Here is a 13,871-nt window from a genome sequence, read left to right as displayed (position 1 = left end):
ATTCCTTACAAAAATAACCGTGATGCATCATGCATCACGGTTATCGCTTTTTAGCCTTCCCTTGACTCATAAGGTTCATCACGGCTTATATTCGCAAGTGTTGAACCTTCTGGCAGCTTAAGATCCAGCTGGAACCGGAACGTCGCTCCTCTGGCCTCATCGCTATCCACACCAATGGAACCCCCCATCAGCTTAACCAAGTTTTTACAGATGGACAATCCCAGTCCTGTCCCTCCATATTTTCGGTTCAGTGCCGGATGAAGCTGGGAAAAAGGCTGAAACAATAGATGCTGGCGGTCTGCTGGAATACCGATTCCAGTATCCGTTACACTGAACTCAATCAGGCATCTATTTTTACGACGGCTGTAAGCCTTTCTCTCCACAAAGATATTTACACGCCCTCGCTCCGTAAATTTGATCGCATTGCTCACCAAATTCACCAGCACCTGTCGAATACGCACATGATCACCGACCAGCATCCCTGGCATTTCCTGATCCACATGCCATTCCAGCTCAATGCCTTTTTCCATAGCCTGCGTCATGAATAGGTCAGCCACACTGCCGACCACATCATCTAGCACAAAGGATTCGTGCAGCAAAGACATTTTGCCAGCTTCGATTTTGCTCAAATCCAGTATCTCGTTCAATATCTGCATTAAAGCACCGCTGCTGCTGGTAATAATGTCTATATAGCTACGCTGCTCCTCATCCAATTCAGTATCTGCCAGTAACCCTGCCATGCCTATAATGCCGTTCATCGGTGTACGGAGCTCATGACTCATCACAGAGAGAAACTCTGACTTGGCCCGATCGGCGCGTTCGGCAGACTCCTTGGCCCGAATGATCTCCTTTTCATTCGTCCTGTCTACAAAAACCATCACAGCTCCTTTTCGCTCGCCATTATCCATCAAAGGACTGATTCGATAGGAGGCCAGAAAGCTGGACCCGTCTTTTTTCCAAAATACAGCTTCCTCAGCCTGATAAGAGGCTCCGCTTCGAATCGCTTGAAGAATAGAGGACTGTTCGTCTGGAAAATGACTACCAATTTCGTCAGCATGGCGGATCATATCTATGCATGCGCCATTCAGCGGATTAGCCGATCCTACGCCGAACATCTCGATAGCTGCCGGGTTCATAAAGCGGACATGTCCTTCGTTACTTAAACCCACAATTCCTTCGGATACGGCATTCAAAATAAGCGAATGCTCATTACTAAGTTTTTCAATTTGAGCAATGTAGCTTTTGAGAGGGGTAACGTTTTCTATAATCCCGTAGCAGCCTACAATTTCCTCTTGCACGAAAATCGGGATATTCGTCATCTTAATGAATAGACGCTCCCCCTCCTTATGTATGAATTCCGATTCATAGGTTTGCGTCTCACCCTGCTTGGCCAGTTCCATATGACGCTTGATTTTGTCCTGTTCCTCAGAGGAAGCCATGATAAGTATGTCAGCCCCAAGCAGTTCGTCCCTCGTATAACCCGTAAGCTCCACCAAGCTCGGATTCACACTCAAGATATGACCTTCCATATTCACGGCGCATATCCCAAGTGGATTATGCTGAAACAGTGACCTATAACGGTTTTCACTTTCGCGCAGACGCTGCTCCATTTCCCGGTGCTCTGTAACATCCTGGATCATACCAACCACTTGAACGGGCTTGCCTGCATGCTCGTCCATTTCAGCTTCCCAGATTGAACGCAGTACCTTTTGTTCCCCATTGGGCAATACAATCCGGTAAAAGGTTTCTTCGTGAACTCCCTTTAATATAACGTTGGTGATAATCTGTTTCATGCGCTCTGTATCTTCTGGATGAACAGCCGCCATGAGCGCGTCAATACTTGTTTCAACCGGCTTGACAAGATAACCAAAAATGCTACGAAATTCCTTGGAGAAATGCATAACATTGTTGACCAGATCCCAGTCCCATGAGCCGAACATCGCCAACTGCTGAGCTTTTGCCAAATTCTCCTCGCTCTTCTGGCGCTCTGTGATGTTGCGTCCGATGGATAGAACTCGCTTGATCTTGCCCTGTTCATCCCGAATAATACGGTACGATACTTCCAGCCACAAATAATGCCCGTCCTTATGACGTACACGCCGCTTCATGATGCCTGTTTCCTTGAACATTCCATGTACACGCATGTAATCGGCATCTTCGATATGGTAAAATTGGAGCCGCTTTTTGCCGAGCATTTCCTGCTTTGTATAGCCTAGGAGTTTTTCCACCGAAGGAGAAATATATTGGAGTATGCCGTCCGCCGTGCTATATGAGATAACATCCGGCGTATTTTCCGTAATCAGCATGTACAAATCCTCATTATCCGAGAGCACCTGCTCCATATCTTTTTTCTCCGTAATATCCATTGCATACGCAATCAAATAAGATTGTTCGGTAGCCTCATCATCAAATATGGTTAATTCCAGCGATAGCCAGACGGATGTTCCCCGTTTATGTTTCAAACGCAGCTCTGTCTTATAGACTTGATCTGTAGCCTTTAGCCAACCTGCGTAAGCCTCCCTCAACCCTTGCTGATCCTGAGCCTCATTATACAAGAGATGGTAATATCGGATATCCAGTAATTCCTCCTGCTCATATCCGACCATTTTGCAAAAGGCGGGATTGACGTACAGGCACTTCCCTTCCCTCGACAAAATCACGATTCCTGTCGGGGCATGATTATACATATGTTCCAGCAAAGGTAGTCGTCGAGCAGCAGAAAACACAATCAATCTCCTCCTCTGTAGTCTGGCAGTTTTATCTAACTATACCTATTATAACATTATATGGTATTTTTATAGCGGTGAGTCCACCTCTAGATGAAAGCCCTTAAAACATGTATGCACAAAAGATTGCCGATGCAGATTCATCGGCAATCTTTGAATTATTTTTTTATACCACCCGGCTAATTTATACCACCCGGCTAAGAAAATGACGCAAAAATCGCTCCGCATCGACTTTAAGTGCCACGTCAACCGTAGTCAGTGCTTGAGCTTCGTTCTCATTTTGCACCTCACGGGTGCGACCAACCTCGGTGGAATCGCCCACCTCAACGGCAATGTGCATTGGACGCGTCTCCACAAAGCTGGAATCTATCGCTAATCCTACAGCCAGTGGATCATGCAAAGCACAGCCTGCAATACCAGGTCTGAAGTTGAGATAAGCTTCCATATAAAAGTCTGTCATATCTGCCATAAACGCACCCAGCTCGGTCCCTTGCTCACGCCATTTGTCCACATCCTGCTGTGGAAGCAGTGTTTGCATCGTGACGTCCAGCCCAACGAGCGTAAGCGGAAAGCCCGCTCCCAGCACATAGGCTGCGGCTTCTGGATCGGCGTAAATATTCGCTTCAGCCGTCGGAGTTACATTCCCTTTCACTGTGACCGCACCGCCCATGATGATCAGGCGGTCAAGCAATTGGGGTAATTCGGGACAGCGATCCAATGCAATCGCAAGATTGGTCAGCGGTCCCACAGCTACCAGAGTAAGTTTGCCTTCATAGCGACGAGCCTGTCCGATTATAAAATCAGCGGCATCCCCAGACGCAGCCTGACGGGAGGGTGCTCCTTTCAACTGATTGCCAATACCGTCTTCGCCGTGAATATGCCGGGAATAAGGTTTGAACAGCTCCCGAGCATACGGCTTGTGAGCGCCAGACACGACCGGAGCCTCTACCCCCAGTTTTTCCAGCAGAATCAGTGAGTTACGTGTTGCCTCCTCCACCGAGATATTACCAAAGGTGGTTGTAATACCGAGTAGCTCCAATTCCGGCGAATGGACCGCGTACGCAATAGCAAGCGCGTCGTCAATGCCAGTATCTACATCTAAGATTAACTTTTTGCTCATGATGACCCTCCACAGTAGAACAGCATTCTTTTTTTCATTATACACAATTTCAATGCTTATTCCCTTGGTCATCAAATTCTTTATTCGAAGACGTAAAAAAGGCTACGACAGTGATGCCGTAACCTTCTTTTAATACTTTTCAATCATTCAAGGGCACATGTTCTGACCAAATCCTAAGGCTCGATTCCCCACACCAGCTTATCATTGTGGAACAACGTTGCTTTGTTCCATTCTGCATAAGAGGTTTTGGTTGGATCGAAGGAGTAATCATTGGATTCGTCCAGGTTGGACCAGTCGCTATTGTTCATGCGGATCTGAATATCACCTGTTTGCGCTCCGGCAGCAAGCGTACCGGCAGCAGGACTGAAACCAATTTCAATATAGTTGTCAGTAAAGGTACGCAGCACGTTATCATTACCTACTTGCGCATAGTCTACTGCAGATTGCAGCTCCTGGCTGCCATCTTTCGTGAAATAGTAACGGATTTTCAGCTCACTCAGCTTCACAGGTGTTGTTCCTTTATTTTTCAAGTTAAAGAAAGGCTTGACTGCGTTATTCGCTGGATCGGTGTCCCCGGCCCGGTACATTACAACCAGATCACCCGCTGGTTCTGTAGGATCTGTAGGGTCTGTTGGATCAGTCGGTGTACCTTTAGGTTCAGCGCTTACCGCTGCGGAATCCTTACTTGTTCCTTTCGCATTCGTAGCACTTACAACATAGAAGTAAGTTGTTCCGTTCGTCAGTCCCTTATCCGTGTACTCTCTTTCCGTTACAAGAGGCGCAACGGCTGTAAAAGGACCTGCTTCGCTAGTAGCACGTTTGACCGTGTAGCTATCAGCACCAGTAGACGCATTCCAAGTCAGCGTTACTTGAGCATTGCCCACAACAGCCTTTAAGCCTGACGGTACAGCCGGAGCTGTAGGCGCTGGGTCCACACCACCAGTGGAAGGCACGATAGCAGGGTACGCATTTTGTACCAGCATCACAAACTGATCATGGAACCATGCTCCTGAAATAGGTGCATTCGGTAAAGCATCTGTTAATGTGCCATCCTTGGTTGTATAGGTAGGATCACACATACGGTCAAAGCCTTTACCCTCATCGTTCGGAATGAGTGAGCTGGAACCATCGGAATCACCCGGAGGTTTCGCCCAGACATAGGCATCGATATGGCCAGCTGGAGCCGTTTGTGGCGGCGTTCCCATACCTGCTCCACTGTTATTACACCAGTTACCACGGTGTGAGCGTTTGTCAACACGGCCTGAGTTTACATAGGAGTTAATATCATTGCCGACTGCGGAAGTCGGACGGTTAGGTCCTCCCCATCCATTACGGCCTGTATCAATTAACATACCGAGTGAGCTCGGCCAGCCTGCGCTGACAAAATCTCTATGCAATGACTCTGCAAAATCCGATTCATCGAAATTAGGATTCCATTCATAGTACTTGGACGATTTGATCGGCTGTCCACCGATATTCAGATTTGGATCAGGTAGATTCGGTTCTGTCAGCGGTGAACTGTTGGCTGTATTCGAGATAAAGCCGTCTACGCTAGACAGTCCTTTGCTCGTATCTTTGAAAATAGTTGTAAACAGGGATACCGTTGCTGCACGGTTGTTATCCCAACCTAACCAGCCAGAGTGACCGATATCAACGTATTTGTACACATTCGGAATCTCGTTCAGCTTATTCATTGTGTACTTAACTCCAGCTTCATATATCCCTGTAGATTTGGCTTGTGCACATTGGGGAGTATCCAGATTGGTTACCAGATTTGGCAAACTATCTGGTTCAATGATCGCTACGATACGAATATCCTTATATTTGGGATTTGCAAAAATAGAAGCAATTTTGTCAACATAATCCTTTTTATAGGTTTCCAGACCTGCCTGGGTCAGCGGCAATTCACCATTGGAAGCCAAGGCGTGACAATCCCGTCCGGGCAGATCATACACAATAAATTCCGCCGTGATCGGTGTGCTGCCTTTCTTTTGCGCCAATACTTGGTCCAAATGCGCTTCCAGACCAAGCTTGCCTCCACCGCCATTAATAGCAGCGATACGATCAAGCCATACGGCTGTCGGGAACGTTTTGACCGTTTGCATTTTTGCTTTCAGATTGGCATCCGTAATTTTGGCAATCGATGTGTCGACACTAGCCGCATAATCAGGGCTAATATACTTTGTCGCTCCTTGGTAAGGATTGTCCACATGGGATTCTGCATGTATTTTATCCGTAAATCCTGCACCTGGTAGAAAGCTGCTTGCGACGAGTGATAGCGCAAAAGCATACTTCATGCTTTTACGAAGCACTTGCTTTGTTTTCAATTGCTTCACCTATCTTTCCGTGGATTTTGTTGAATCTTCCTATGTCGGCACCTGATTGTTACATGATTAATTGTAAGTTACGCCTACTCTACTCTCTCCAAAAAAAGTGGCGTTCATAGTTGCGAAAGGTAAGCGCTTTCTATTTGTGCATGCGCTCACATTTTCCCCTTTTTGTCACCTCCTATGTTAGATTATAGTGAGCTGGAAATCTGCTGTAAATTGAATAAATTAAGGACTACATTATTAATTAGGCATATGAATTGCCACCCTAGTGGTTCATCACGGCCCCTCTTTTTCTGAAGTCGGTTTCTTCATTTGTTGAACATCCCTGCTATAACAAGCTTTCGGGAGATTTAGGATCGACGGCAAAAGAGCAAATTCATAAAAAGCAAGACCGTATTCTTTAATTTCCGTCAGCCTAAATCGACAATGATAAACTCCAGAACGCCAACTATGCCAAATCGTTATATCTATCGACAGCAAAAGGGTGTTTTCAGGCCCTCATGACCGTGAAAACACCCTTTTATTGTTGTGAAGTCAATCTCTGCCCTTGTTGTTCTACACTTTTTCGCGATCCTTGCCCTTGTCGGATTGCCCTGCATTTTTATTGGCGGCATCCCGATCCAACTGCATTTCTTCAACCGTCTTCACCTTAAGTCGTGCTGCTCCCTCATAGGGTCGGGTTGGAATCAGATCGCCTGCAGCCAGACGTTGACGCGCCTCGGCAATCGCTGCTCCATATTGCGGCAGCCATGCTTCCTGCGCCACCAGCATCTCATCGACCATCTGCCAAATTTCTTTCGGATTACACACCGCGCCCACTAGCGGATCCATCATAAACGCTTGCCGCAGCAGCTTATCATCTCCGTGTACAGCCGCTTCGACAGCCAAACGCTGGACGGAAATACTTACATTGCAGACGGCAGCAAGACCGAGCGGAAGGTCTCCTACATGTGGCATGGAGATACCATTCCGATCCACGTATCCAGGCGCTTCAATAATCGCATCGTCTGGCAAATTGGAAATCACACCGTTATTAACGACATTAAAATGCCCCCGGTATACACGTCCGGTTTCCAGACCTTCGATAATGTATGAACCATGCTCTTCACCGCGATTTTCCGCCTTGTACTCCAATGGGTCTTCTTTCATCCAGTTAGGGAAATCTGTTTCAAACCAATTACGTCCTTCTGTACATACACGCAGATAGCCGCCTGTTTCTCCATTGATCCAGCTGCCTAGATCAATCCAGTCCATAATTTCATTCGGACGCTTCCGGTACCAAGGTACATATTCACTGAGATGACCATTCGACTCTGTGCTGTAATAGCCAAAACGACGAAGCATGTCGATGCGTACCTTTTCGGTGCGGCTATATTCGGGATGTTTTTCAAAAGCCTCCAGCAGTCCGGCTGTCAGATCCTTGCCTTCATGTGACGCCTGAATGTACCACGTCTGGTGATTGATTCCGGCACACACAATGTCCACATCCTGCTTCTCGAGACCATACACCTCGGCAATTTGGTGATGCCCATGCTGGACTCCGTGACATAGACCGATTGTACGCACACCGCTGTATTTATTGCAGGCCCATGTCATCATCGCCATGGGGTTCGAGTAGTTCAGCAGCAATACATCCGGTGCACTTAGCTCGCGGATATCCTTGCAAATCTCCAGCATTTCAGCGATGCCGCGCTGACCATACATGATGCCTCCTGCACACAGGGTATCGCCCACGCATTGATCCACGCCATATTTCAGTGGAATATCCACATCGGTCGCAAAGGCTTCAAGACCGCCAACCCGGATCGTACAAATGACGTATTTGGCATCCTTTAAAGCTATCTTTCGGTCCGTAGAGGACTGTATTTGTATGGATAAACCGTTCTCCCGAATATCCCGTTGGCACAGCTCAGTGACCATATCCAAATTGTGCTGACTGATGTCCGTAAAAGCCACTTCAATATCATTAAATTCCGGCACCGATAACAGATCTCGTAAAATTCCACGGGTAAAACCGATGCTTCCTGCTCCAATAAACGCTACTTTAAATGACACGGCATTCAACCTCCGGTAATTAGAATGGGTATATACCGTCATTGTAGCAATAGGCCCGTAGAAAGCGTTATCAAAATCATGACCAGTTTCGTATTTAGGTGTCAAAAATCCTAACTTTCGCATCAATAAATGCTGCTTGCCGTTGACGATAGCTGCCTACGCTTCTTTTGTTGCTGTATAATGAGTTAAGTCTCTAAATATTGACAAAGGAGCAAGACATGTCAAACCGTAAATGGACATTTATCCTTATCCCCGTCTTTCTGCTATTTGCCTGGCTGCTCTTTCAGTTCACTCTGTCTTCTTTTCAGATTCACCAATTTGCAGAGTTATTGAAGACGGTTTCTCCAAAAGACGGGGTTTCCGATACAAAAGTCGTACTGATATCACAGGAGTTGGATAATTATTACTGGCGGTCAATCGAACAAGGAGCCCGAAAGGAAGCGGAACAGTACGGTATGCGGCTCGATTATATCGGGCCGGACCGCATTAATCCGTCTGAGCAGGTCAAACTGCTGGATAAAGCGATCGCCAGTAAGGCGGATGCAATTCTGGTTCAGGGGATAAATGATCCAGAGTATCGCCGATTAATCGACAAAGCAGCCGGACTTGGCATCCCCGTCATCACGATCGATACGGATGAACCAGACTCCCGTAGACTAGCTTACGTGGGAACGGATAATGAAGGAGCAGGAAAACGGATGGGCGCGCTGTTAGCGAAAGCCTCTGGAGAGCGTGGCGACATCGGAGTTATGATCAGTAGCGAGCGTGTCGAGAATCAGCGACTCAGGCTTGCTGGATTTCGTTCCGTGATCGGTCGCTATCCCAAGCTCCGCATTGTGGAGATTCGCTCCTCAAATATTTCACGGCTTCAGGCAGCACAGCAAGCTCAGAACATGCTCACCCGGTACCCGCAGATCCGCTACATGGTCGGATTCAGTGCGCTGGACGGCCTTGGCATTCTGGAAGCCTCGGAACGGCGCGGGGCGCGGAGTTTGCAGATTTTCGCTTTTGACGATATGACCGAGACGTTGGAAGCCATCAGAGATTGCAAAATCGAACTGACCATTGTTCAACAGCCAGAGGAAATGGGGGCTAAGGCCATAAAATTGCTGAATGATTATCTAAAGGGGAATGCCCCCCAGGAATTAACATACACCAGGATATATGAGATGCATGCGGACACTCCCGACAACATGACCGGAGATGACAGACGATGACGATCAGAACGAAGCTACTTCTGTTCATCCCTCTTCTAGTTGTGTTCGCCAATATCATCGCTTATTTTGTATTCCAAAGCGGAAAGGTCGTACAACAGAGCTACGATGAAATGCTTGGCCGAATTCTTCTCATCGAGCAAACCTCCGAATCGGCGGAGAGCAACTTAAAGCTCCTATATGCCTATCTGCTTAATCCAAGAGGCGATAAGGCTGTGCAGGGCCCGACAGAATACCAATTGATGCAGTTAAAAGGCAGAATTCAGGAAGTCTCCGACTCGACCGACCCTTCTTTCGCCGAAGAGGACTACATGAATCTGTTGGCCACATTTCTTGAACAGAAACAAGCCGCAGTTCTGGATGCAAAGGCACAAGATCCTCAATCGGCTTTTGAACATTATATTGAAGCGGAGAAAACCGTCAGCTATATTCATGAGGAGGGTCAGCAACTGATCGATGCTGAACTGGCTTATTACCGGCCAATCATTGAGAACATCCGGAACAAGAATGAGCGAATGAACGGATGGGGAGTGGCGTTGTTCGGTATGAACGCGCTGATGGGGGTTTTGCTTGCCATCTGGGTCTCGCGCAGCATTACTGGCCCTGTCGGCAGACTTGTCGGACTGGCGAAGCGAATCGCTACAGGTGATCTGAATATCAAGCCACAACCGCGACGGGATGACGAGCTAGGCGTACTGTCGGACGCCATTTCGCAAATGTCCACCGATTTAAATATCCTCATCGAGAAGGATAAACAGAGTCTGGAAATGCGGCGGCTTGTGAAGGAACTGGAGCTTCTGGCTCTGCAAAATCAAATTAACCCGCACTTTTTATTCAATACCTTAAATGTGCTCTCCAAGCTGGCGATCCTGGAAGGAGCGGAGAAAACCAGCGACCTGATCGTTTCGCTGTCCAATCTGCTACGGTACAGCCTGCAGAAGCTGGACAAACCCGTAACTCTCCAGGAGGAACTGGATCATATCCGCGAATACGTAACCATCCAGCAGGCGCGCTTCAGGGACAGAATTCGCTTTGATCTTCACTTTGACGCTTCCGTACTTCAGCAGCAAATTCCGGCCCTGACGATCCAGCCATTTATTGAAAACGCTTTTCTTCATGGTGTGGAAGATATGGAAAGCGGAGCCATTATCGTATTAACGCTGTCGAGAGCGAACGAAGATGTACAAATTGAAATTTCGGACAACGGAAAGGGCATGACGGAGGAAACCCGACTGTCCGTACTCCGTCTTAAAGGCGAAGCCGAAAGCGGCAGTTCAACAGGACTTGGAATGCAAAATGTGTTTAGGCGGCTGCAGTTGTTCTACGGAAAGGAAGAAGGAATGGTTGAAATCAATAGCAATATCGGACGAGGTACTACCATAACCATACGAATTCCAGTCAAGAAGGAGAGTGAGCGAACTGATGTATCGGTTGTTGATCGCGGATGACGAGGCTTTGGAGAGGGAAGGACTGGAATTGACAGTGGAACGGGCGATGCCGGGGATATTCCGGTTTATTCATGCTGGCAACGGCCGCATGGCGATTGAATGCGCGGAAGAGCACCGTCCCCATATTGCCATTCTGGATATCAATATGCCCGGAATTGACGGGCTTGCGGCGCTTCGTGAATTAAAGGAGCGGCTTCCCGATACCCGATTCGTGCTCGTCACTGCCTACGATTATTTTGCCTATGCCCAGAAGGCACTCTCTTTGGGCGTAAAAGAATATATTTTGAAGCCGGCGAAGCGAGAACTCATCATCGGCACATTGAAACGACTGATTGAAGAAATTGAGTGCGAGAAGCGGGCACGTACGGAAGAATTGGAGCTTAGGCATAAAATCTCACAGCTGATGCCACTCGCAGAAAATGAGCTGGCTTTAATGCTTATGGTCGACCAGACCGTGGATTCGAGCGCTTCCCAGCTATCAGAATGGCTGGACTTTCCTCTTGATCAGGGAAGCGCCATCATTGCCGCCTTTGACGGATATACGGACGAGCAGGATAAAAAGAAAATTTACGATCATTTCCGAAGCTATGTAAAAACGCATGGCCCGAATGCCATTGTAAGCTCTTTGATCGACCATCATGTAGCCACTTTTTTACGCAAGCCGCCTGTCACCAGCGAAAACGACTGGCGCCAGTTGGTTAAACACCTCGTTCAGCAGCTTTCCGAGCTTGCCCAGCAGCAACTTGGTATAAAGACAGCCATTGGAATTGGATCGCTGCATAGCGGTGAGGAAGGACTTCGCAAATCCTATTTTGAAGCTGTTTTTGCCTCCACCCTACGCAAACGGGATGGAGGTTACTGCCACTTTGACGAACTGAAGTCATCAGAGGCTGGAAACGCTTCTTTGCTTGCCGTCAAAGCGGAGAATGGAATGCTTCAGCAGACGTACGTCATGTCAGCACTGCAACGGATACGCGAACAGCGGGAGGTTCAAACACTGACTATGCTGGGTAGGGCGAAAATGTATATTGAGGAACGGTTCAACGATGATCTTTCGCTGGAAGAAGTGGCTGATTTTATCCATTTGAATCCTCACTACTTCAGCAAAATTTTTAAACAGGAATACGGAGAAACATTCATCGACTTTGTAACCCGGCTGCGGATTGATAAAGCCATCTCTCTGATTAAGGCTGGCAACCTTACTCTTAAGGAAATCAGCTTTGAAGTGGGTTATAAGGACCCGAACTATTTTAGTCGCGTCTTTAAAAAGATAACGGGCGTTCCTCCCACTGAGTTTAAAGGCCAAAAATAGTGAGATTCATCCATGCCGACTATCGGCATGGATTTTTTTAAGCTCGAATGACAAGGTAATGCTAGGTTCAGCCCCTCTATCTCCGATTCGGGAACCGAAGCCAAAATCGTGCATGAAAAGGTCCGTTTATTGAAGACGATAACCGGCCTTTCTTTTATAAGCGCATGTTATACTTCTCCTCGAAGAACGGAATGAGGTTCCAGAGATCTGGAGGGGAGATGATCATATGGCAGTAATCATCAATAATGAAAGCGCTCAACAGAAAGCGCTTCAATCAGAAAAACCCAATATGCTTTTTGTGACGTTGGTATCCATCGTAGCTGCGCTCGGAGGCATCCTGTTCGGTTTTGATATCGCGGTTGTTTCGGGAGCAGTCGAATTCCTACAGCAGCGTTTTTCGCTGAGCGAATTTCAGGTTGGTTGGGCCGTTTCAAGTCTGATTGTCGGGAGTGTCACCGGAGCAGCTCTCTCCGGCTACATGAGTGAAAAGATCGGCAGAAAAAAGGTATTACTGGCCGCCGGATTTTTATTCGTCGTCGGCTCGATCTGCTCTGCGCTTCAAGACACGTTCACCGGGTATGTTATCTTTCGCATGATCGGCGGCATTGGCATAGGAATCACTTCCACCGTTTGTCCGGTGTACAACGCGGAGATCGCTCCCGCCAAATACCGAGGTCGTTTGGTTGCTTTAAATCAGTTGGCGATCGTAACAGGGATTTTCCTGGTTTATTTTCAGAATTCGTGGATCGTCAGCATGGGAGATGAAGCCTGGGGTGTCTCAACAGCCTGGCGCTGGATGTTCGGAGTGGGAGCCGTTCCGGGACTGATCTTTATGCTCTTGATGCTCTTCATACCCGAAAGCCCGCGATGGCTTATTAAACAAAATCGGCCCTATGAAGCGCTGCCGATTTTGCTGAAAATTCACGGTGAAGAAGCCGCTAAGCAGGAAGTGCTTGATATCAAGGAATCATTCAAAAATGAGAACAACTCATTGAAGCAATTGTTCGCTCCCGGTATTCGGGTCGCTCTCTTTATCGGTGTCATGCTCGCCATTATGCAGCATATTACCGGCATCAATGCCATTTTGTATTACGCGCCGGTTATCTTTAAAGGAATGGGACTCGGTACGGACGCTTCTTTGACCCAGACCATTTGGATCGGGTTGATCAATGTGTTGTTCACCATCGTATCCGTATGGCTGATCGACAAAGCGGGACGAAAAGTCCTGCTGATCATCGGCACCTCATTGATGACCTGCTGTTTGGTCATTATTGGGGCCGCATTCAAAATGGGTTTGACCACCGGACCGCTCGTACTTATCATGATATTGATCTACGTGGCCTCCTATGCTATATCGCTTGGGCCGATCGTATGGGTCATGATCTCAGAGATCTTTCCGAACCGCATTCGCGGCAAAGCGGTAGCCATCGCTTCGATGGTATTGTGGGCCGGCGATTATCTGGTATCGCAGGCATTCCCTCCTCTGCTGAGTTCGGCCGGCCCGTCCAATACCTTCTGGTTATTCGGAGCCATCTCGTTGTTCGTCGTAGTCTTTATATGGCGCAAGGTTCCCGAAACCAAGGGGAGATCACTTGAACAGATGGAAAATATGTGGCTTGGGAAATGACCCAACTTTAGCCACGCCCTCTGAGTCATACCGACCTTA

At 47.7% G+C, this 13,871-nt stretch carries 8 protein-coding genes; 4 read left to right on the top strand and 4 right to left on the bottom strand.

Features of this window, described 5'->3' with window-relative positions:
• Positions 1-50: 50 nt before the first annotated feature.
• The 4 genes from ACYCSE_RS14525 to melA all read right to left on the bottom strand — a co-directional run bounded on the left by ACYCSE_RS14525 (position 51) and on the right by melA (position 8,231).
• The gene (locus ACYCSE_RS14525) at positions 51-2,726 is read right to left on the bottom strand and encodes a PAS domain S-box protein (protein ID WP_459698489.1); all 2,676 of its coding nucleotides are present in this window, start codon (positions 2,724-2,726) and stop codon (positions 51-53) included.
• 184 nt (positions 2,727-2,910) lie between these two features.
• Entirely contained in the window at positions 2,911-3,846 is a 936-nt protein-coding gene (locus ACYCSE_RS14520; protein WP_459698488.1) for a nucleoside hydrolase, read from the bottom strand.
• Positions 3,847-4,019: 173 nt separating this feature from the next.
• On the bottom strand, positions 4,020-6,182 hold the full coding sequence (locus ACYCSE_RS14515) for a glycoside hydrolase family 6 protein (RefSeq protein ID WP_459698487.1): 2,163 nt from the start codon (positions 6,180-6,182) through the stop codon (positions 4,020-4,022).
• Positions 6,183-6,731: 549 nt separating this feature from the next.
• Complete coding sequence (gene melA, locus ACYCSE_RS14510) at positions 6,732-8,231, bottom strand: alpha-galactosidase (RefSeq protein WP_459698486.1); 1,500 nt, start codon at positions 8,229-8,231, stop codon at positions 6,732-6,734.
• A gap of 218 nt (positions 8,232-8,449) precedes the next feature.
• On the opposite strand from melA, the gene ACYCSE_RS14505 reads away from it, so the two are divergent.
• The 4 genes from ACYCSE_RS14505 (at position 8,450) to ACYCSE_RS14490 (ending at position 13,832) form a co-directional block, all read left to right on the top strand.
• The gene (locus ACYCSE_RS14505; protein WP_459698485.1) at positions 8,450-9,448 is read left to right on the top strand and encodes a sugar-binding protein; all 999 of its coding nucleotides are present in this window, start codon (positions 8,450-8,452) and stop codon (positions 9,446-9,448) included.
• Positions 9,445-10,893, top strand: coding sequence for a sensor histidine kinase (locus ACYCSE_RS14500; RefSeq protein WP_459698484.1), 1,449 nt, complete (start codon positions 9,445-9,447; stop codon positions 10,891-10,893). Before ACYCSE_RS14505 ends, ACYCSE_RS14500 begins: the two co-directional genes overlap by 4 nt.
• A complete protein-coding gene (locus tag ACYCSE_RS14495; protein ID WP_459698483.1) occupies positions 10,868-12,205 on the top strand; it encodes an AraC family transcriptional regulator in 1,338 nt (445 codons plus the stop codon). Before ACYCSE_RS14500 ends, ACYCSE_RS14495 begins: the two co-directional genes overlap by 26 nt.
• A gap of 226 nt (positions 12,206-12,431) precedes the next feature.
• Positions 12,432-13,832: a sugar porter family MFS transporter gene (locus tag ACYCSE_RS14490; RefSeq protein ID WP_459698482.1), complete on the top strand. Its 1,401-nt coding sequence runs from the start codon at positions 12,432-12,434 to the stop codon at positions 13,830-13,832.
• Positions 13,833-13,871: the final 39 nt, after the last annotated feature.

The sequence above is a fragment of the Paenibacillus sp. SEL1 genome (assembly GCF_054602535.1).
The sequence above is the reverse complement of the archived record's forward strand: the minus strand, read 5'-3'. Positions and strand labels throughout refer to the sequence as shown.

Excerpts from the sequence above, each read along its gene's own strand:
- ACYCSE_RS14505 (WP_459698485.1), top strand. The coding sequence starts at position 8,450 with ATGTCAAACCGTAAATGGACATTTATCCTTATCCCCGTCTTTCTGCTA.
- ACYCSE_RS14490 (WP_459698482.1), top strand. The coding sequence starts at position 12,432 with ATGGCAGTAATCATCAATAATGAAAGCGCTCAACAGAAAGCGCTTCAA.
- ACYCSE_RS14495 (WP_459698483.1), top strand. The coding sequence starts at position 10,868 with ATGTATCGGTTGTTGATCGCGGATGACGAGGCTTTGGAGAGGGAAGGA.
- ACYCSE_RS14500 (WP_459698484.1), top strand. The coding sequence starts at position 9,445 with ATGACGATCAGAACGAAGCTACTTCTGTTCATCCCTCTTCTAGTTGTG.
- ACYCSE_RS14520 (WP_459698488.1), bottom strand. The coding sequence starts at position 3,846 with ATGAGCAAAAAGTTAATCTTAGATGTAGATACTGGCATTGACGACGCG.